Below are 20956 nucleotides of genomic sequence, written 5' to 3'. Positions count from 1 at the left end.
ATTATAGACAGTAGTCAACCCTTAGGACCACGGATTCTCACGCCGGAAACCGGGGTTCGATTCCCCGTGGGATCACCAAGTAAAACAAGGGTTTTCCCAACTTGTAGGAAACCCCTTGAGACAAGCATGGCTATATTGTATGGGAGCCTCCTCACAGCCCGACTATAAATCAAGCTGGCGGCCCCCACTGATTATTGAATTTCCTATTCTTTATTCACTTGCTCCTTTAAATGCACTCCAGTCTTTATCTACTTCCATAATATTATTTTTGGCCGTATATGATTCATATAATGCAATCATCTCTTTTAATTTATCTGGGTTTTCCTGTTCTAACGGCTTAGATTCAGAAGGGTCTGAAACCACATTATACAAGTGCCACTCTCCATCACCGAACATTCCAGTTCTAACTTTCATGGCTTTTAATTCTCCTTGCATAACATATCCATTTCCAAACAGTTCGAAAGCCCACCAATCGTTTTCTGTTCTTACTACTTCTGATTTTCCATCTAGAAATGGTTTCATACTTATTCCACTGGGGGGTACAATATTTCTGCCTTTATATTCAGTCATTGGGTGTTTCACATTTGCATATTCCAGAATAGTCATTGGAATATCTTTTACATAGGATACGGCGTTAGATATTTCACCAGAACGGGCATATTTTGAATTAAATGCACCAGGAGGAACTAATATCATTGGAACTCTAATCCCACCTTCTCCAACAAACCATTTCCACCATTGTAATCCACCTGTAGCAGCATTTGCCCAGGAAGTACCAATTACATTTTCGGAATTAGCTGTACCAATAGCTTCAAAGGAAGAATCGAATTGTTTTTCAATCCATTCTGCCAATTCTGGGTTACCTGTGTTTGGATTTGTAGGCTCTAACCCTTCTGGACCATTATCTGTTACATATACAATCAATGTATTATCTAACTGACCAGCGGTTTTAAGATAGTCCAGGATTTGACCTATTCTGTAATCTTGGTCTTCAATCATTGCTGCATAGGTAGCCATTATTTTTGCTTGCTTTTCTTTATCTTTTTGAGAAAGGCTTTCCCATTTTTTTGTCAAATTATTAAATGGTGCTTCTGTTGCTTCATGGGAAATCAATCCGTGTTCTTTCAGGCTCTTGTATCTTGCTTTTTTTAATCCCGCATAACCTAATTCTAAATATTTAGGATAATATTTCATAATTAAATCTTCAGGAGCTTGAACAGGGAAATGTGCCGTAGTAAACGCCATATATGCAAACCAGGGTTTATCTTTTTTCACGCCATCTTTTATAAACTCTAACATTTGATTTGTATATATTTCACCAGAATAAATTCCCTCTGGTCTATCGTATGGCTCACCGTTCAGGGTCCATTCTTCTACACGTTTCACATTAAGTCCATTTGGATCTTTGAAATCTGGTGTCATTGCTAAATTATTCCAGTGATTTGAACCACCGGAATAAATACCAAACTCTTTAGTGAATCCCCATCCTAAAGGTCCTTTACTGCCCGGTTTCTCGCCTCCTAGGTGCCACTTCCCAGACTTGTATACTTCATACCCCTCATCATTGAGAAGTTCAGAAATAGTTACAGCAGCATCCGTCAAATAAGTTTCATATCCTTTTTTCCCTCTGGTTGGAGGATATACAGAATAATCAAATGCACCTAAACCCACTTCAATACTGTTATTACCGGTTAAAAGCATTGATCTTGTAACAGAACAAACAGGTGAGACATGAAAGTTTGTAAACCGAATACCTTTATCGGCAAGTTTATCCATATTTGGTGTTTTAACCTCTGATCCAAAAGCACCTATGTCTGCAAATGCAGTGTCATCACCGACAAGCAATAAAATATTAGGTTTTTTTTGTGCGGGTTTCTTTGTGTCTGAAAGTTTATTGGTCTCTGATAAATGATTGCAGCCTAACAAAAACACTGCGGTTAAAGCAAAACAGATTAGTTTTTTCATGATTTTTTGTCTCCTTGAATTAGTCTCTCTTTTCCTTTCCCTATAGCCGGCCCGCCGCCACTGGCAAACACCAAGGAGGCACAACATGCCATATTTACCAATAGGACGGTTGTCAAAAATTAGTTTCGTTTCATCTTTGTTTCCTTTATCAGTAAGGCTATTTCACAGAATCATCACCTGTTGTGATGATTCAATTACAGACATTTCAATACCAAATGATTCAAACATACTCAGGGACTATAAAAGTCAACCTGGAACTCAAATTCAGTCAGTTTGTGACAAAACTGGAAGATGGGCATCAGTACCGTACAAATTGACAGCATTATTTGTGGAAAAATTTTTCATCCAGAATTCGTCGTATTCTTCCCACGGGTTAAGTAAGCATTGGAAATAACGAAAAAAATAATTATCAATGGTCACTCACAATAATCTTTCTATAGAATAAGATTAATAATAAAAACTATTCAGGCATTTGTCCATTGCAAGTTTTGCATACAATTGATCACTTTTGGTTATGACAATTACCCTCCGGCATCTATAGCAGGTTGATGCGCTGAACAAGTTTAAGAGCTTTGCGAAAGCAGAAAACTTACCCAGTCAATAACGCTATATATTTCCATCATAGTTTTTTGCCATTTCAAATAATATTTGATCTTCTTCAATCAAATATTGTTGAAATTTTTTCATTACAGGTGAGTACGACATATCTTTTTTAACGAGAATACCTAGATTTAGAGAGCATCCGTCAAAGCTTGGGGATAATGTGACAAATTGACTCGAAAGATGACTGTTCATGAGAACTGGTAGCGGTGACAAACCAATGCTATTTCCGTTCGCAATAACCTTAAATAAAATGTCCCAATCCTCACATTGGATGGCTCGATTTTTTATTTTTAATGCAGTATTGTCAGCAAGTTTGGCTTCTTGAGCTATTCCTAAATAAGCAAAGTCAGGTAGCCATACAGTAGATAGAGAGTACTCTATGATTTTTTTCATAGTAATTTTTTTTTGTTTCAATATTGGATGTGTGGTTCGACAAAAAAAATAGCATGGATGTATATTTAAGGGAAAGACCTTCATTTCATCTAATGAAGCTATCTTGCTTGCTATCCGTAAGTCTACCAAAGCCATTTCTAAATCATAATTTTCTAATTTTTTTATGACCAGCGGTGCAGCATCTATAAATAGATTAAGGTTTATTTGGGGAAAATTAGAACACAGTTTTTCCATAACACCACCAAGCATCAATTTTGCCCCAAAAGACCCCACGCCAATGGACAAATTTCCCAATTCCATATTTTTTATCAGTTCTATATTACGTTCAAGAAGGGACATCTGCCGAATTATCGGTAACCCTTTTTCTATCATATGATGCCCAAAGGCCGTGGGGCGATTTTTAATTTTTGATCGATCAAATAGTTTGACGTCCAAAATTCCTTCCAAGGTGGAAATTGATCTGCTTAGTGCCGGCTGAGATATGTTAAGTTCTTTAGCGGCGTTAGCAAAACTGCCATGGTTATAAATCGCTTGAAGTTGTCTTAGGTGTCTAATTGTAATATTCATAAAAAAAAATACCTACTCAGAAAACAAGAACGGATAACTATATGCTATCGTCTTAATAATAAAAATGCAATTGAATTATGTCAAAAGAAGCGATATATTTTATCGTAAACATCAGAAGGATACTCGTTTAAATACAAAAAAATTGCTTAAAAAAAATTTGACCATTGGGTTGTAATATTTTTCTTAAAAGGAGGATGTTAGTATGACCGAACAGGTTTCAAAGCTACAAGAATTGGGCAAGTTGATGCAAAATCACGGGCCTGAATTGATTATCGCCTTGATTGTTCTTGTTGTCGGACTTTTTCTCACAAAATGGGCTGTCAAAAATTTAAAAACGCTGCTTGCAAAAGTTACAAAAAATGCTGCTACTATCTCAATTATCTCAAACAGCATAGGGATCATTTTTTTGGCAATTGTTATAATAACCGCTGCCATGGAGGTAGGTGCGAAACCAGGGCCTTTAATTGCATTCATAATGATTATCGTCCTTGGGGCTATTGGCGTTATCGTGATTTTTCGTCCTTTAATCCCCACCCTGCCCTTTAAAGTAGGACATACAGTTAAAACAGGAGATCTTCTGGGTAAAGTAGAGGCGACAACGCTTCTTAACACAAGGCTTCGCACCTTTGACGGAAAAACTTTTTTCGTCCCAAACCGTAAGATCTTAGATGATATTGTCATCAATTACCAATTCACTGAAACCAGACGAATTAAAGTTGATGTCAGTATCCGTTATGACCAGGATCTTGCAAAGGCAAAACAGGTTCTGGAAGCAATCATGACGGCAGACCCGAGGGTTCTCCCAAAGCCTGCACCCCAGGTATATGTGTTAAAGCTGTCTCCGAACGGTGTGGATATCGGTGGGCGCTGCTGGGTGAACAACGCCAAATATTGGGTGGCCAAATGTGAATTAATGGAAAAAACCAAATTCAGATTTGACAATGAAAAAATTCTATTTGCTTACCCACAATTGAATATTTACCATTATGGAAACCATAAAATAGGTGATGTGAGTGCACGAATAACCAAGAACGATTCCACTGAGCCGGAAGAGAAAGAGGAGTAATTTTATGAAGCTAACACAGGGATTAAAAATAATTGCCAAGGACTGGATTGAAAAACCCAAGGGGTTTCGGGTGAGGTATCAAAAACAGATTGATTCAAAACTGGTCACTGAATACTCTCCTGGTCTTGATGACAGTCTCTTGGATTCTGATGTTACCACATGGCGGTATGCATGGAAACTTTTTATGGCAACCAAAGCTGAATCCAGTGATATCAGCCCGGATGAACTTGTCAATATCACAGTGGTGGATGATTCTGACAGACAAGTCGCCTATTATGTAACAGGAAAATCGGAAACATTTAATAAAAAATAATGAATAGGAATATATTTACATGATTGCAATCAAAAAATTAGCGACTGACTATATCAGGGATATTGCCCTCATAACTCTCCTGGCAATTATGGGATTAATTTTGGCAGCAGGTTTTTCCCATGCCGACAATGCCGCTGATATGGCCAAACAGTCGCAGAACCCCGTATCCAGCATTATCAGCCTTCCCTTTGAAAACAACACCAACTTTGGTGTGGGACCGGAAAATGCCGCCACCAATGTGCTGAACATAAAACCCATCTATCCGGTGAGTCTTGGGGAATGGAACCTGGTCCACCGGGGCATTCTTCCCATCATCTACCAGGGGGAACGATTCCTGGGCGAGGGCAGCGAATTTGGACTGGGAGATTTTAATTATCAGGGATTTTTCACCCCTGCTAAACCCGGAAAAATCATCTGGGGGGTGGGGCCATCCCTGGTATTCCCCACCCATACCGACGATCGCCTGGGATCGGGTAAATGGTCTGCAGGACCAGCTGCCCTGGTATTAACCATGCCTGGCTCTTGGGTCCTGGGAGTGTTGGCCCAGAATGTATGGTCTTATGCAGGGCCAAGCAATGAACCCGATGTCAATCAGTTTGTGTTTCAGTATTTTATAAACTACAATCTGTCCAATGGCTGGTATCTCACGTCAACCCCCACCCTGACAGCTGATTGGGAGGCGAATAACAGTAATCGCTGGACCATCCCCTTTGGCGGAGGGGCAGGCAGGCTGTTCAAAATCGGGGACCAGATAACGGATGTGAAAGCACAAGCGTTTTGGTATGCGGAAAAGCCGGAATATGCAGCGGATTGGACCCTTCAGATTATGTTTAAACTATTATTCCCTAAATAATTGGGACTGATTTTAATTCTATTTATAGGAGATTCAATTGATAATTAAAAATTATATTAACATTTTAGGCCGGATAAGATGGTTTTCATTTGTGGCAGTGGCTGTTTTTTGCATCCTGTTTGCCAGTATTGCCTATTCCCAGGAGACAACAGGCGGGAAAACAAAAAGTGACTTCCAGTTCTTATTTGAACCCTATCTTATGTTCACCAGCATTAACGGTGATGCATCCGTGGGACGGGCAACCGGTGTGAGCGTGGATTTAGACACCGGTGATATCTTTGAAAACCTTGAGTTTGGTATCATGTTCCACATGGAGGGCCTTTATAAAAACTGGGGGCTTGCCTTTGATTACGCTCTCATGGATTTGGAAAATAAAAATTCTGGCCCCAGGGACGGAATCATCACCGCCGGTGTCAAACAAAAAGTTATGGAACTTTTTCTTTTCCGACGTACCCTGATCAATGCCGGAAAGATTGATTTCTTAATAGGTGGCCGCAGTTGGTACAATAAGATATCCCTTACCCTTGATCCTGCCATATGGCCCGGTTCTGTTTCCACCCAGCAAAAGGAAACCTGGATTGACCCGTTTATCGGAATGCGTGCCTATTTTGACTTGGCCCGGGACTGGACTTTTTTTGTCCGGGGCGATATCGGGGGATTTGGGTTAGGGTCGGATTTCACGGCCTTGGGAAACCTGGGGGTGATGTACGATATCACAGAGCATATTATTTTGGATATCCAGTATAAAGCGTTGTGGGTGGATTATGAAAACGGAAATAAAAAAACACCGGGTTATTTTGCCTATGACACCGTTACCCATGGCCCCATAATCGGTTTGATTTTTAAATTTTAGACCCATCTCAAAAGGACCCAGTTCATATAGAATAAGGAGGAACCATGAGGATTAAAACCCCTTTTGCGACAAATGGTTGATCTAAAACTTCAACACCTGTAACCAGATGAACTGCTTTATTGCCTGTCTTTCTTAAACTGTGAAATAACTGGGAAGCCTTGGGTGTAAGAATATTGTATCTTCCAGCTTTCTTAAAACGATTATGGCATTGTCCTCTGGAAATACATCAATACTTGTCCTGGTAGCCACCTCCTAGGCCAATAATTCACCGAACTGACGTAACTTGATCAATGATGTATTAGGATCATCAAAGACATACTGTTCTGCCTGTACAGCGCATTGGGATAGAAGAGTGCTGTGTTCAGAAAGAAATGAAAAGTTTGGAGACTTATGTGTTTTATTTTTTACAGCTGTATCCATTTTTATTAGTCCCGATCTATAATTCCCGGTTTTTTTATCAATACACCAATTCCAAGAAAGCAGGGGAATGATTACACTTTTTTTATGAAGGAGCAATTTTGTCGTATGGTTGTTCCATTATTGGAATTTTTATTTGATGATACTTGAGGTCGGGTCAATTTAGAGAAAATAATATTTGATTAGAACAATAAAAACGCATCGGCTGTAAACTGTTAAAAATACCAGAGATAATCTTAACAATCCAAGGCTGAAAAAATCATACTCCAGGGCGACTATATTGTCTATTTATATGGGTTTCGGCTGGAATCCAACGGCGCTCACTGGTATTTTAAGGACTCAATCCAGACAAAATATGGGAACCCCTACATATTGTATACAAGGCTTTTTCAGGTTTTATCTGCTGTAAAGGAAAACGCCCATCGTGCTTCACCGGCAAGAAGATTTCAGAACCCGGCTTGGACAACCTAATTATACAACCAAATTATACAATCGGATAAATCATTTCCTGACGATACCCGGTGACCACCCGGATATAGCCTTTGAGCATCCGGTCTGTCTCTGGGTCACCGGTATCCACGAGAAACGGTTCTCCCCTGAGGCTGCCGATTTTTTCCAGGGTGGCCCCCACCCGAATGTTCTCTTTTCCGGCCCGCTGGATAATCTTTGGGCTGATCTGGTGGTTCCCCCGGCCAAAGAGGTAGCCCTGGCCGCCAATGGGGGTAATGATAATCTTAACCGGATGGTCTTTTATGATCTCAAGGATCTGCTTTTCCGAAGCATCTTTTTTGACAAGCTGCCGGTTTTGAACCACATCCACCCCCAAAAGACTGTGGGCAAGGTTCAGGTTGGACAGAATCGGCCGGGTGGTGGATCCGGGTCCCACCAGGTAAAAAATATCCTCTTCCATGGCATCGATCATGTCCAGGGAAATAAGATTCTGGGAGGCCTTCTGGCTTAAGGGAGTGCCTGATTTGCAGTTCTGAATCCGCCGCCCCTCATCGGGCATCTTAAGATACCCGTAAAGCGTTGTGCTGACCCGACCCTTGCGATAGGCATCCTCGTCTATGTCCAACACCTCCTGTTCACAGACCCGGCAGGAGGTGTTGTCCAAAAATAATTGAGCCAGCTCTCCGGCTGTTTCAGGAGTGGTGGCAAAGACCGGGGAATGGATTTTGACACCGGCGGGAATACCAATTACCGGAAGACTTTCCCCCAGGGCCGCACAAACATCACGGGCAGTACCGTCCCCCCCCCCCACAAAGAGGAGAAAATCCGCCCCAAGGGCCTGGATCTTTCTGGCGGCTGCAATGGTATCTTCCCCGGTCTTGGCTGCCGGAGGCATGTCCACCACCTGGGGGGAAAATCCTGCTGCCCGGGCAATGGTTTCCCCCATTGATCCCGGTGGGGTCAGGATGAGCACCCCTTCTTTTTCCTGGGGGTCTTTTTCCTTCGGGTCTTTGCCAGACCTGCTTTCTTTCAGGCCGGCCAGGGCCCGGGCACGGTGACACCTCGATACCCTTTTTTATAAAACGGAACTATGGCACATGAGATGAACTCCTCGCGGTTCCGATCCTTTTCCTGTTTTTTTATGTCTTATTTTTTTTTGCCCATATTTATCCTTTCACCTGTTCAGGAATGAATCTATTTTGTACAAAAAACAAGGTATCTATGGTTATTTTTATCAAAATATATCAAAAAATCCCGGACTGATGAAAGAAGCGCTCGGTAATTTGTTTGATTTGGCTCGTCTCCATAGATACCATTATTGTGGGGTTTGAGAACACTGGTAAAAAGCGCGTCAGGTGCTTACAATCATGACTTCACATATTTCCTCCAACCACAATCAGAAAAAAATTAAAATCAGCTTAAAAAAGATTGTATTTCAATCTATTCCTTGACAAGATGGTGTGATTTTAAATAAACACAGAAATATTTTATGCATATTTCACAATTGCAAAATGAGCTTGCTTTAAGCATCAGGCTGCAATTTCGAAAATTATTTTAAATAATCAATTGTGTTAGATACATGATTGAAAGGCCGTTTGATTAAAGGAGTCTGAACGATGAAAAAACTGGTCGGTGGTTCCGTTGCTATCCTGATAGGTATAGTCAGCTTTTCTATTTTTCTTAAAAGTTTTGTTATGGTTATACTCGGGATTGTCCCTGTTGTATTGGTTTTGTCCGGAGCGACCATAATCTATCTAAAACGTGATCTTTTGAAATTTTGGGAAAGGGGAAAGAAAGTAGCAGCTGAGAAAGTAGCAGCTGAGAAGGCAGCGGCTGAGAAGGCAGCGGCTGAGAAGGCAGCGACTGAGAAGGCAGCGGCTGAGAAGGCAGCGGCTGAGAAGGCAGCGGCTGAGAAGGCAGCGGCTGAGAAGGCAGCGGCTGAGAAGGCAGCGGCTGATAAGGCAGCAGCTGATAAGGCAGCAGCTGATAAGGCAGCGGCTGAGAAGGCAGCGGCTGAGAAGGCAGCGGCTGAGAAGGCAGCGGCTGATAAGGCAGCGGCTGAGAAGGCAGCGGCTGAGAAGGCAGCGGCTGAGAAGGCAGCGGCTGATAAAGCAGCGGCTGAGAAGGCAGCGGCTGATAAGGCAGCGGCTGATAAAGCAGCGGCTGATAAAGCAGCGGCTGAGAAGGCAGCGGCTGATAAAGAAGCAGCTAAGAAAGTAGCGGCCGAGAAAAAAGCGGCTAAGAAAGTAGCAGCTGATAAAAAAGCAGCTAAGAAAGTAGCGGCCGAGAAAGAAGCAGCTGAAAAAGAAGCAGCTGAGAAGGCAGCAGCTGATAAGGCAGCAGCTGAGAAGGCTTCCCTTGAGCAAGGGGAGGAAGCGCCATCTAAAAAGACCCCAGTAAAAAAAGAAACGACTCCAGCTAAAAAAACTGGGGAAAAAAAACAGCAGAAGCGGAAACCCAAGCAAAAACGGACGCCTAAGCAGAAACGGAAAAAATAAGGAACTGATCCTCATCTCTGAAAAAGGGACTGAAAAAATGAAAAGGGGGACAGGTTTATTTATTGAGGGCAATCCTTATTTGTGACCGGGTGGGAATGAATGAGAAAATAGTTCTGTCCCCTTTTTGTGCGCTTTCTTTGATTTTTATGTGCAGGAAAAATTCGATTTTCAGTAAAATTTTAAAAGAAAAGAAGCCCCCAGAATATGTCTATTTACAGTCGCTGTAAGCATATATCCAACGGGCGTTTAATTGGTTTTCCGGTACTTATGGGTACCAGAAATCATGCAGCGACAATTTGTATTCAAAATCAATAGTCCAATATTTCTTATTTTTAAAGATTTTTAAATTAAAAATTGAGCGACACATGTGTATATCTATATGGGGTTTCGGCTGGAATCCAACGGCGCTCACTGGTATTTTAAGGACTCAATCCAGACAAAATATGGGAACCCCTGCATATTGTATACAAGGCTTTTTCAGGTTTTATCTGCTGTAAAGGAAAACGCCCATCGTGCTTCACCGGCAAGAAGATTTCAGAACCCGGCTTGGACAACCTAATTATACAACCAAATTATACAATCGGATAAATCATTTCCTGACGATACCCAGTGACCACCCGGATATAGCCTTTGAGCATCCGGTCTGTCTCTGGGTCACCGGTATCCACGAGAAACGGTTCTCCCCTGAGGCTGCCGATTTTTTCAAGGGTGGCCCCCACCCGAATGTTCTCTTTTCCAGCCCGCTGGATAATCTTTGGGCTGATCTGGTGGTTCCCCCGGCCAAAAAGATAGCCCTGGCCGCCAATGGGGGTGATCATAATCTTGAACGGATCCTCTTTTATGATCGATAGGATCTGCTTTTCCGACGCATCTTTTTTAATAAGCTGCCTGTTTTGAACCACATCCACCCCCAAAAGACTGTGGGCAAGGTTCAGGTTGGACAGAATCGGCCGGGTGGTGGATCCGGGTCCCACCAGGTAAAAAATATCCGCTTCCATGGCATCAATCATGTCCAGAGAAATAAGGTTCTGGGAGGCCTTCTGGCTTAAAGGAGTGCCTGATTTGCGGTTCTGAATCCGCCGCCCCTCATCGGGTACCTGGAGATACCCGTAAAGCCGCGTGCTGACCCGGCCCTTCCGATAGGCGTCCTCATCTATATCCAGCACCTCCTGTTCACAGACCCGGCAGGAGGCTTTGTCCAAAAATAATTGGGCCAGCTCTCCGGCTGTTTCCGGAGTGGTGGCAAAGACCGGGGAATGGATCTTGACACCAGCGGGAACACCAATCACCGGAAGACTCGCCCCCAGGGCCTCACAAACGTCACGGGCAGTACCGTCCCCCCCCACAAAGAGGAGAAGATCCGCCCCAAGGGCCTGGATTTTTCTGGCGGCTGCAATGGTATCTTCCCCGGTCTTGGCTGCCCGAGGCATGTCCACCACCTGGGGGGAAAACCCTGCTGCCCGGGCAATGGTTTCCCCCATTGATCCGGGTGGGGTCAGGATGACCACCCCGTCTTTTTCCTGGGGGTCTTTTTCCTTCGGGCCTTTGCCAGACCTGCTTTCTTTCAGGCCTGCCAGGGCCCGGGCAGCCTTTTGAGGAGCCAGGGGACGGGCACCCATGGCAATGGCTTTTTCCGCCATGCCATCGGTACCCTTGAGTCCTACCCGGCCCCCAAGGCCTGCAATGGGGTTGATGATAAATCCAAGTTTCAATCAACCCCCTCTATTTTGCCGCTGTTTTTTTCAGATAACTGCGCCAGGTAATGGCCCATTGCGCTGGATCATCCGAGGGCGACCCATCCACCTGGTGACAAACCGAGCTATGGGGTGCCGATCGTATGATTTCAGGGGTGTCATAGGCTTCTTGGAATACATGTTTCAAGGTATTGATGTACTCATCCAGATCATCCCTGGAGGGGGTTTCAGTGGGTTCCAGAGTCATGGGCTCTGGGATATGATAAGGATGGTGGCTGGTCCAATAATGCATGCCAAAATCCATCATCCTGCGCTGGATATCCCCGGAGGTGATACCGGTATCTGTTGTCAGTTTTTCAATGGTATACCGTACCTGCTCAATCCGCTGCTTACCTTTGATATAAGGCGCTTCCACACAGGGAATTTCCATGAGTTTTTTATAGAGATAATTATTGTTGAGAACCGCCACCTTGGCCACCTCATAAAGACCTTGTGCTCCCAGGCTCATGATCCAGGCATAGGCCTTGAGAACCACCGGGGCCACTCCGTAAAAAGAGCGAATCTTGCCCACGGAACGAGAATCCGTCATAAAAGAAGCATCAAATCCAAATGTGCTGTCCTCTTTTTTGATGATCAAAGGCCCGGGCAAAAAGGGTTCCAATTCCTTTGTCACCCCGGTAACACCACAGGCAGGACCGCCGCAGCCATGGGGGGTGGAAAAGGTTTTATGCAAATTAAAAAAGCACATATCAAACCCGGCTTCTCGGGCACGGGTTACGCCCAGAAGCCCGTTGGCGTTGGCCTGGTCATAGCCGCACAAGCCCCCATGGTCATGAACCAACTGTGTAAATTCCATAACCCTGGGGTTGTATACACCGGTGTCTTCAGGGTTGGCCACAAAAAAACCAGCTGTTCTTTTGCCCACAGCCACCTTAAAGGCCTCAAAATCCGGATATCCATCCTTGTCCGGCGGAATATAAATAATCTTATATCCTTTGACCGCAGGGGCAGCTGCATCGGAAGGGTGGGAATAAACCGTGGTGATAATCTCATCGCGGACATCCTGTTCTTTCTTGTCTTCAAAGTACTTGTAGACCATGGAAGCCATGGTAAAAATCCCCTGGCTTCCCCCGCCGGGCTGGAAGGTAAACCGGTCAAGTCCTGAAATTTCCTTTAAAATTCCTTCGGTCCTGTGGAATATTTCCAGGATACCCTGGACCGTTTTTGTGGCCTGGAGGGGATGCAATTCACTTATCTGGGGCAGTTTTGCCAATTGGTCGTTTATCTTGGGGCTGTACTTTACCGTACAGGTGCCCTGGCCAATCTCAATGTTCACATCCGCACCAAGGGTTTCCTGGGACAGGCGCATATAATGACGAAGCACCCGGGGCTGGGAAATTTCAGGAAGGGCCGGGGGCTCATTGCGGCGCATATGGGCCGGAAGAAGGCTGATCCCGTCTCCCACAAGTTCCTGGATATGGGGTTCGGCTTTAGGAACCTGGATGCCCCGTTCCCCTTTGTTACTCAATTCAAATATAATGGGCTCATCCCATTTGGCCTGGTGGAAATTTTCCCTGACCTTTGCGCTTCTATCAATTCGTTCCATTTGTGTCTCCTTTTCTCGTTCCAGTTTGGGCAATTCCCACGGATCAGCCTGTGATCTCAGCAAGCGCTGCCACCAGGCAATCAATATCTTCCTGGGCATGAATCTCGGTGACACAATAAAGGGCAGATTGGCCAAGTAGAGGAAAATCCATTGATAAATCCTTGCCCCCGAAAATACCCCGGGATAAAAGGGCGTCATTGATATCCGCCACTGTTTTTCCGGTATCGGTGAAATCCACCACAAATTCCTTGAACCCAATGGACTGGAACCGGCTTCCCTTGACATTTTTTATGCCATTTATTCGCTCAATGGCATAAAGGGATTTTTGAAGAATGGTCTGGCCAAGTTCTGCCATGCCCAAAGGGCCCATGCTGGCCAGATAAACCCCGGCGGTGATTCCCCACAGGGCAGACTGGGTACCTACATACTCCTTGCCATGCTCCCTGTGATTCCCAAATGAGGTTCTGTCATAGGCCACATCATCAAACCCGTATTCCCCTTTTTTTTGGGTGGGGACAATCCCGAAGAGCCGGGAGGGAAATTCCATGACATACCGTTCCTCGTCCCGGGTGGCCATGAATCCTGCCTGGCCGCCGCCATAATTCATGTGCATGCCCAAAGGCTGGAGCTCACCGCAGATAATGTCTGCCCCATACTGGGCAGGGGGTGTCAAGACCCCAAGGGAACTTGGGTCCACGCCCACAATACTTTCAGCGCCTACCCCATGGGCCAGATCAGAAATTTTCTGGCCATGGATCTGGATAAATCCCAGGAAAGAAGGGTTTTCAAAATAAACGGCGGCACTCTTTTCAGACAGTTTGGATGCAAGATCTTCAAGATCAAGCTGACCGCTCACAGGGTCATGGCCCACCCGGACGAGATTTATATCCGGGCCGCAATAATTTTTCAGGACCAAAAATTTTTCAGGATCCATAAGATCCGGCACCAGGGCCTCTTTTCTGCCTGTCATCCGGGAGGCCATGCGGATGGAAGTGGCTGCGGCCTGGCACCAGTCCATGGTGGGAACATTGACCACCTCCATGTCCACCAATTCTCCCACCATACTCTGGTATTCAAACAAGGACTGAAATCTGCCAAAATCATTGTACATTTCGCCGCCATACCCGGTCAAAAATTCGCCCCTGGAATTGATTTCATCGCAGATGGCCGGCACATAATGCTGCCAGCACCCTGCCCCCAGAAAATTAAGATTCTCTTCGCAATGCCTGTTTTTGGCCAAAAGTTGCTTTACATGTTTTTTCAACTCAAATTCCGACCCCAACGCCTTGGGCAGATTCATGTTTTGGGTTAACTTCAGGGACGCAGGAATTTGCTCATGCAGCTCTTCCAGGCTGGATAACCCCAGTTCTGCCAGCATCTCATCCTGTATCTGCGGGACCGAGTTGGGAATATAGGGATGGCTTTTAAACCCCTTGATTGTCATGGATCTCTCCTTGTAACGAATGTTGATATTCATGGTCAATTAGTCAATAAATCTACCAATAGCATATTCTTAAACTATAGCATATTCCGTGCCGACACCTGGGTTGCACCCGGGATAGAATCTCAGACCTGCCTGTTTCCAATGCATTTGCCCTCAAAGGGACATAATTCCTTCTCCATCGGGTTTCCATATCACAGGGACATCAAACCCGGGAGTTGTCATTTTTGTCAATTTTATCCATCCTGTGACAAACCAGTTGTCAACCGCCCTGGAAAAGCGTAAAATATAATTTTATTCCCCTATAAACCGATACAAAAAAGAAGAAAAGACCTTGATGGACATGAACACCTGCAAACAGGATCTGGAACGAATCACCCAGATCATACAGGGCGCCCTTAAAATTGATGTGGCAATCTTTGATCTCCAAAGCCGCCTTATCGCCTGCACCCACGACTACCTTCAACAAAAGGGCAAAACAGTCCATGCCCCGTCCATTGATGAGGTGGTGGCCAATGGCAATATCATTGTCAACAAGCCCGGCCACATGACGGCCTGTGCCGGGTGCAGATTCCTGGGCAACTGCCCGGCCAAAATAGAAATTCTCAGAAGCATCTCCATCGGTACCACCCCTTTGGGGGTTATAACCTTTACCTCCTTTACCGCCGAAGGGCACGAACGGATCACCCGGGAAACCGATATCTATGTGGATGCCTTGGATATATTCTCGGACTTGATTTCCGAGCTTGTGTCCCAAAAAAGCCAACACAACAAACTGGATGAAACCGAGCAGATCCTCAACGCCGCCATGGAACTCACCCGTGAGAGTATACTGACCATTGACCCCAAAGGGGCTGTCACCCGGTGCAATCCACAGGCCTTAAAACTATTTTCATTCTGCGATCTATATACCCGGTCTGTCTTCCATATCCTGCCCGAACCCATTGTGGACAAAATCCTTGATGCCAGCCTTCTGAAAGATATCCGGGTGATGATCAACAACAGCCAAGCCTTTATTTCCGCCCGACCCATTTTTAAAGATGACCACTTCAATGGGGCCATCTTAAGTATTCAGCAAAACCAAAGCAGCGCCAATGGGTCTGACCCCTCCCTATCCTTGCCGGACAGTTCCCTTTCCCTTGACGCCATCCTGGGTAAAAGCCCGGGCATCAACCAACTCAAACGAATGATCACCCGTCTTGCCCGATCCAGGTCCACCATTTTAATCACCGGAGAGACGGGCACCGGCAAAGGACTTTTGGCAAAGGCCATCCACCATACCGGTGTCAGGTCCAAGGGGCCGTTTGTACCGGTCAATTGCGCCAGCATTCCCGAGACGCTCTTTGAATCTGAATTATTCGGATATGAGGAGGGTGCCTTTACCGGTGCTAAGAAGGGCGGGAAACCCGGCCGGTTTGAACTAGCCGAAGGCGGCACCCTCTTCCTGGATGAAATCGGAGAAATGCCCCTGCACATGCAGGTAAAGCTGCTAAACGTTCTCCAGGACTATGCCCTCCAGCGGGTGGGAGGCATCACGGTCACCCCCATTGATGTCCGGGTCATTGCCGCCACCAACCAGGACCTGGAGACCCTGGTCAAGAACAACCGCTTCAGGGCGGATCTCTTTTACCGGCTCAATGTCATCCCCATGGATCTGCCACCCCTGGCAGACCGGAAAGAGGATATCGAGATTTTGGCCAAGGCATTTCTCAAAGAATCCGACCAAACAGCCGGCAAAAAAATTCACCGGATTTCCCCCCAGGTAATGGCAGCCTTTTATACCCATGATTGGCCCGGGAACATAAGGGAACTCCAAAATATCATTGAATACAGTGTCAACATGGAAGACAGCGACACCCTCACCCTTGAAAGCCTGCCCCAGCGGTTTTTAGACAGGGACACTATCCTCTCCCCGGAACCGTCGGCCCCCACTATCCGGTCCGCAGCCAGAACTGCCCAGATGGAGGCCATTCTATCCTGCCTGGACCGCCACGGCCATGATGTCCAGGGGAAAAAACAAACCGCCAGGGAACTGGGCATCAGCCTCAGGACCCTGTACCGAAAACTTAAGGAGGACAATTAAATAAACGGCTTTATAAAAATCCATTGCCCCGGGCATTCTGATATTGTCCCGTTATATCAATTCACCCCTTTTTGAAACAATAAGGAGAAACAGATGGCAAAAATTCAAATGGAAACCCCCCTTGTCGAGATTGACGGAGATGAAATGACCCGGGTTTTATGGCCCATTATCAAGAAAAAACTTATTGCGCCTTTTGTTGAATTGAAAACCCAATATTACGATCTGGGTATCAAAAATAGAGATAAAACCGATGATCAGGTGACCCTTGATGCCGCAAATGCCATAAAAAAATATGGTGTAGGGGTTAAAAATGCCACCATCACGCCGAACCAGGCAAGAGTTGAAGAATACAGCTTAAAAAAACAATGGAAAAGTCCCAATGGAACCATCCGGGCCATGCTGGACGGCACGGTGTTCCGAAAACCTATCCTGGTAAACAATATCAAACCGGGGGTAACCTCCTGGAAAAAGCCGATTATTGTGGGCAGGCACGCCTATGGGGATGTATATAAAAATGCAGAGATAAAGACCCGGACCGGGGGCAAGGCAGAAATTGTCTTTACCGATACCCAGGGCAAAGAGACCCGGGAAACCATCATGGAACTGCCCGGTCCCGGCATTATCCAGGGGATTCACAATACAAATGCCTCCATCTCAAGTTTTGCCAGGGCCTGTTTTGAATATAGCCTTGACCAGAAAATTGACTGCTGGTTTTCCACAAAAGACACCATTTCAAAACGATATGACGAAACCTTCAAGCTTATTTTTGAAAACATTTTTGAACATGAATACAAACTAAAATTTGAAACAATGGGAATTACCTTTTTCTATACCCTCATAGACGATGTTGTTGCCAGGATGATGAAATCAGAAGGGGGAATGCTCTGGGCCTGTAAGAATTATGACGGGGATGTCATGAGCGATATGGTGGCATCGGCCTTTGGATCCCTTGCCATGATGTCATCGGTACTGGTCTCCCCCCATGGATATTATGAATATGAAGCGGCCCACGGAACGGTTCAACGACATTATTACAAACACCTGAAAGGGGAGAAAACATCCACCAATGCGGTTGCCCTTATTTATGCCTGGACCGGCGCCTTGAAAAAACGAGGTGAGATGGATGCCCTGCCACAACTTTGTGCGTTTTCAGAAAAACTGGAAAAAACCGTTATCAAAACCATTGAGGAGGGTTATATGACAGGGGATCTTGCGGCTATCTGCAACCCACCTGCTAAAAAAATACTTGATTCCAACCAATTTATAGACACATTGGCACAAAGGCTTAAAGATATCTTGTAGTAACCCGGGCCTGACACTGGCTCACGCCCGGGGATGTTTAAAATTTTATAACAATTTAAGTTCAGGCTGATTTGTTTTTCATTGTGATTTTGGGATTTTTAAGAAGGATATGTAATGCCTTTTCCTGTATCACATCTATATTGGATGGTTTTTTTAGAAATTCTATACGGTTTTTTTTGAAAAATATTGTTCTCTCAGGGGATGGTATTCCCGTAAAAAACAAGAACCGTTCATTGATGTTCGGGTAAATTTTACTGGCGTGTTCATAAAATTCAATGCCGTTCATAAGGGGCATATCAATGTCTGATATGATGAGCTTATAATACGTATTTTCAACTTTTTTAAGCCCTTTTTGGCCATTGTGGACAATATCAATATCCCCCTCATCATTGAGTATCGCTTTTAAAAGCTCTGCTATGGGTTCATCATCTTCAACGATCAGGATTTTCTCATTCCATATGGCAGGCAGTTGTTTTAAGTGATCTATCTTGTCCGCATACTCAGGGGAATTTTCGCAAAAGTATTCAAAGGCCCTCTTATGGGTTTGAATTTTCATGGCCGCATGGGAAAATTCCCTGAAATCTACTTTTAAGGTATTGATCACATAAAGGAAAATATCATTCCATTCAGAAAACTCAGTTTTGATAAGTGTTTCAATTAATCCACCCTTTGTCAGGGTCTTGGCGGCCATTTTTCGGTTAACTTCATGAAAGGCAGACTCTATTTTTTGTTTGATTTCTTTGCCAATTGCAATGTAAGGGTTTCGGGCTTCTATTTTGCCAAGGTGATTGGCTGCATTGATCATGATTTGATAGTGAGAGACTTCATCTTCGGCCGCACGTTTTAAAAATTTTGAAAATTCCTGATCCAGTTTAAAATATTCAGAGGCTTTTAAATAAACCTCACTTGCCAGATGTTCAACAACTTTTAACCATTTAACTGTCTCTTGCATTAAACCTCCAATTTCTTTGTGTCCGATATTGTCCGGGTTTTAATCCGCTCAGTCATGTATGAAAAAGGATTAATCATACCACAAAGTAGCATGGATCAAAAAGGAAAAAAGGAAATCGCAACCTAAACCCAAGTGCTGAATATGATAGCAGGAAAACAGGTCCATTGTGATTTTAAATTTTCTTGAATTCTTCCAAAAAATTTTGGATCATCCCAACGGATCGATCCAGGATCATATCGCCCTTGGCTTTAGTGGCAAACGTCGGGTTCCCATGAATGCCATTTTGTGTATCCATCTTGCTTCTGATACTTATAATCCGCCTGCCATTGACCACCGTCCCCTTAAAAGGTTCTCGATACTCTTCAACTGCCTTGTCCATTTTGACCAGTTCCGGCCGGATGGCTAACATCAAAGAGGTCTCTGCTTCATCGGCATGCCCGCCCTCTTTTTGTTGGCAGATCTGATGTTTAATATCTTTCCATATTTCACCAAAATCGGTAACCGCCACATATACGCCCAACTCATTGTGTAAATCCGAAGCCATCACGTGGAGGGGGGGTTGGGTGCTGACACCAATATCCAGGATCATAAATTTTTTAACACCAATGCAGGCAAAGGGTCTTATGATATCCGCGATCATATCAATGAAGGTTCTGGCGTTTATGGATATGCTTGCAGGCCAATCCACAAAGGCCGGATAATACCCATATGAAAGTGTGGGCAGCAAAACCACATCACAGTTCTCAACAATCTTTTTTGCCAATTCCTCCACAATATAAAAATCCGTACCAGCCGGCAGATGAGGACCGTGCTCCTTTGTCCCACCGCCTATGGGCAAGACCATTATACTCTCTTTATGAATGAGTTTTTCTGCTTGTTCATGGGTTTTTTCTGATAAAATAACACCTTTCATTATTGTGCATCCTTTCTTTGAATTGAATATAAATGGCAGGCCACGAAATGCCCGGGGGTATGTTCCTTAAATAACGGGGTTTCTTTTACACAGATATCCATTTTTTCTTTACACCGGGGAGAATAGAGACATCCCTTTTCAGCTAAGGAAAAATTCAACCTTAAGTTTTCTGTCTTTGTGAGTTTAAATTTTTTATTGGGATCTGCCAGAGGAATAGCGGATAACAGCTCTTTTGTATAGGGGTGCAAGGCCTTGTCATACAGGTCATCACAATCTGCCAATTCAAGGATTTTCCCCAGATACATAACCCCTGCCCGATCCGAAACATATTGAACAACCCCCAGGTCGTGGGAAATAAACAGATAGGTCAGTTTTAATTCCTTTTGTAAATCCACGAGTAAGTTTAAAATCTGTGCCTGGATGGAAACATCCAGGGCGGAAACCGGCTCATCGGCTACGATGAATTCAGGATTCAAGGCAAGGGCCCTTGCAATGGCAATTCTCTGCCGTTGCCCGCCACTGAATTCTCTGGGATATCGATCCATGAAAGAGGTGCTTAATCCCACGTAATCCAACAATTTATTAAGTCGTTTGCCCCGATCCTTAACATCGACGTCATGAATTTTTAACGGTTCTTCAAGAAGTTCTTTTAAAGACATTTTGGGATTAAGGGACCCATAGGGATTTTGGAAAACCATCTGGAAATTGCGCCGCATCCCCATTAATTTTTTTCCAGCGGTTGCCGTCAGATCTTGTCCTTTAAAAAATATTTTCCCGGATGTGGGGTCCAACAACCGCATCAACATTTTCCCGGTGGTGGATTTTCCACACCCGGATTCGCCCACAAGGCCGAATGTTTCACCCTTTAAAATGGAAAAATTCAATCCATCAACCGCCTTAAGAATTTTCCTTTTTTTGCCGAAAAATCCTTGTCGGATGGTAAACTCTTTTCTCAAAGATTCTATTTTAATCATCTCTTTATCCATG

General features: G+C 44.5%; 16 protein-coding genes. 7 read left to right on the top strand and 9 right to left on the bottom strand.

The features are described 5' to 3' along the window. Positions 1-210 precede the first annotated feature (210 nt). Entirely contained in the window at positions 211-1965 is a 1755-nt protein-coding gene (locus ACZ45G_RS01990) for an arylsulfatase (RefSeq protein WP_464174961.1), read from the bottom strand. 606 nt (positions 1966-2571) lie between these two features. Then, positions 2572-3528, bottom strand: a complete 957-nt coding sequence (locus tag ACZ45G_RS01985) for a LysR family transcriptional regulator (RefSeq protein ID WP_464174959.1) — start codon at positions 3526-3528, stop codon at positions 2572-2574. A gap of 202 nt (positions 3529-3730) precedes the next feature. Between ACZ45G_RS01985 and ACZ45G_RS01980 the strand changes: the two genes are divergently transcribed. Genes ACZ45G_RS01980 through ACZ45G_RS01965 form a run of 4 tightly spaced genes read left to right on the top strand, consistent with a single transcriptional unit; the run spans position 3731 to position 6613 of the window. Next, the gene (locus ACZ45G_RS01980; RefSeq protein WP_464174958.1) at positions 3731-4594 is read left to right on the top strand and encodes a mechanosensitive ion channel family protein; all 864 of its coding nucleotides are present in this window, start codon (positions 3731-3733) and stop codon (positions 4592-4594) included. A 4-nt stretch (positions 4595-4598) separates the two neighbouring features. Continuing rightward, positions 4599-4907, top strand: coding sequence for a hypothetical protein (locus ACZ45G_RS01975; protein WP_464174956.1), 309 nt, complete (start codon positions 4599-4601; stop codon positions 4905-4907). Between the two features lie 19 nt (positions 4908-4926). Then, positions 4927-5760, top strand: a complete 834-nt coding sequence (locus ACZ45G_RS01970) for a hypothetical protein (protein ID WP_464174954.1) — start codon at positions 4927-4929, stop codon at positions 5758-5760. A gap of 37 nt (positions 5761-5797) precedes the next feature. Next, on the top strand, positions 5798-6613 hold the full coding sequence (locus ACZ45G_RS01965) for an outer membrane protein (protein ID WP_464174952.1): 816 nt from the start codon (positions 5798-5800) through the stop codon (positions 6611-6613). A 901-nt stretch (positions 6614-7514) separates the two neighbouring features. Here the strand turns inward: ACZ45G_RS01965 and ACZ45G_RS01960 are convergent. Then, positions 7515-8453 (bottom strand): ATP-NAD kinase family protein, encoded by a 939-nt coding sequence (locus ACZ45G_RS01960; RefSeq protein WP_464174951.1) that lies wholly within the window; start codon positions 8451-8453, stop codon positions 7515-7517. 643 nt (positions 8454-9096) lie between these two features. On the opposite strand from ACZ45G_RS01960, the gene ACZ45G_RS01955 reads away from it, so the two are divergent. Next, positions 9097-9978, top strand: a complete 882-nt coding sequence (locus ACZ45G_RS01955; protein WP_464174950.1) for a histone H1-like repetitive region-containing protein — start codon at positions 9097-9099, stop codon at positions 9976-9978. A gap of 572 nt (positions 9979-10550) precedes the next feature. On the opposite strand, the gene ACZ45G_RS01950 is transcribed toward ACZ45G_RS01955, so the two are convergent. From ACZ45G_RS01950 to gcvPA, 3 genes are read right to left on the bottom strand one after another with little or no spacing between them, the layout of a single operon-like run. Next, positions 10551-11690 (bottom strand): ATP-NAD kinase family protein, encoded by a 1140-nt coding sequence (locus ACZ45G_RS01950; RefSeq protein ID WP_464174948.1) that lies wholly within the window; start codon positions 11688-11690, stop codon positions 10551-10553. Between the two features lie 10 nt (positions 11691-11700). After that, entirely contained in the window at positions 11701-13278 is a 1578-nt protein-coding gene (gene gcvPB / locus ACZ45G_RS01945) for an aminomethyl-transferring glycine dehydrogenase subunit GcvPB (protein WP_464174947.1), read from the bottom strand. Positions 13279-13321: 43 nt separating this feature from the next. Then, on the bottom strand, positions 13322-14722 hold the full coding sequence (gene gcvPA / locus ACZ45G_RS01940; protein WP_464174946.1) for an aminomethyl-transferring glycine dehydrogenase subunit GcvPA: 1401 nt from the start codon (positions 14720-14722) through the stop codon (positions 13322-13324). Between the two features lie 340 nt (positions 14723-15062). On the opposite strand from gcvPA, the gene ACZ45G_RS01935 reads away from it, so the two are divergent. Both ACZ45G_RS01935 and ACZ45G_RS01930 read left to right on the top strand, forming a co-directional pair. After that, positions 15063-16802 (top strand): sigma-54 interaction domain-containing protein, encoded by a 1740-nt coding sequence (locus tag ACZ45G_RS01935; RefSeq protein ID WP_464174945.1) that lies wholly within the window; start codon positions 15063-15065, stop codon positions 16800-16802. Between the two features lie 93 nt (positions 16803-16895). Next, positions 16896-18104 (top strand): NADP-dependent isocitrate dehydrogenase, encoded by a 1209-nt coding sequence (locus tag ACZ45G_RS01930; protein ID WP_464174944.1) that lies wholly within the window; start codon positions 16896-16898, stop codon positions 18102-18104. A gap of 61 nt (positions 18105-18165) precedes the next feature. Here the strand turns inward: ACZ45G_RS01930 and ACZ45G_RS01925 are convergent, their stop codons facing one another. From ACZ45G_RS01925 to ACZ45G_RS01915, 3 genes are all read right to left on the bottom strand, one after another. Continuing rightward, positions 18166-19056 carry a response regulator gene (locus ACZ45G_RS01925; RefSeq protein WP_464174943.1) on the bottom strand — a complete coding sequence of 297 codons (891 nt, stop codon included), beginning with the start codon at positions 19054-19056 and terminating at the stop codon, positions 18166-18168. 172 nt (positions 19057-19228) lie between these two features. Further along, the gene (locus ACZ45G_RS01920; protein WP_464174942.1) at positions 19229-19969 is read right to left on the bottom strand and encodes a creatininase family protein; all 741 of its coding nucleotides are present in this window, start codon (positions 19967-19969) and stop codon (positions 19229-19231) included. After that, positions 19969-20955, bottom strand: coding sequence for an ABC transporter ATP-binding protein (locus tag ACZ45G_RS01915; RefSeq protein WP_464174941.1), 987 nt, complete (start codon positions 20953-20955; stop codon positions 19969-19971). The genes ACZ45G_RS01920 and ACZ45G_RS01915 overlap by 1 nt, the downstream gene beginning before the upstream one ends. Between the last annotated feature and the right edge of the window lies 1 nt (position 20956).

This window comes from Desulfoconvexum algidum, from assembly GCF_055382125.1.
This window is presented reverse-complemented; position numbering and strand designations above follow the sequence as displayed.

Coding starts and splice junctions, on each gene's coding strand:
- ACZ45G_RS01990 (WP_464174961.1), bottom strand. CDS start 1,965: ATGAAAAAACTAATCTGTTTTGCTTTAACCGCAGTGTTTTTGTTAGGC.
- ACZ45G_RS01985 (WP_464174959.1), bottom strand. CDS start 3,528: ATGAATATTACAATTAGACACCTAAGACAACTTCAAGCGATTTATAAC.
- ACZ45G_RS01980 (WP_464174958.1), top strand. CDS start 3,731: ATGACCGAACAGGTTTCAAAGCTACAAGAATTGGGCAAGTTGATGCAA.
- ACZ45G_RS01975 (WP_464174956.1), top strand. CDS start 4,599: ATGAAGCTAACACAGGGATTAAAAATAATTGCCAAGGACTGGATTGAA.
- ACZ45G_RS01970 (WP_464174954.1), top strand. CDS start 4,927: ATGATTGCAATCAAAAAATTAGCGACTGACTATATCAGGGATATTGCC.
- ACZ45G_RS01955 (WP_464174950.1), top strand. CDS start 9,097: ATGAAAAAACTGGTCGGTGGTTCCGTTGCTATCCTGATAGGTATAGTC.
- gcvPB (WP_464174947.1), bottom strand. CDS start 13,278: ATGGAACGAATTGATAGAAGCGCAAAGGTCAGGGAAAATTTCCACCAG.
- gcvPA (WP_464174946.1), bottom strand. CDS start 14,722: ATGACAATCAAGGGGTTTAAAAGCCATCCCTATATTCCCAACTCGGTC.
- ACZ45G_RS01935 (WP_464174945.1), top strand. CDS start 15,063: ATGAACACCTGCAAACAGGATCTGGAACGAATCACCCAGATCATACAG.
- ACZ45G_RS01930 (WP_464174944.1), top strand. CDS start 16,896: ATGGCAAAAATTCAAATGGAAACCCCCCTTGTCGAGATTGACGGAGAT.
- ACZ45G_RS01925 (WP_464174943.1), bottom strand. CDS start 19,056: ATGCAAGAGACAGTTAAATGGTTAAAAGTTGTTGAACATCTGGCAAGT.
- ACZ45G_RS01920 (WP_464174942.1), bottom strand. CDS start 19,969: ATGAAAGGTGTTATTTTATCAGAAAAAACCCATGAACAAGCAGAAAAA.
- ACZ45G_RS01915 (WP_464174941.1), bottom strand. CDS start 20,955: ATGGATAAAGAGATGATTAAAATAGAATCTTTGAGAAAAGAGTTTACC.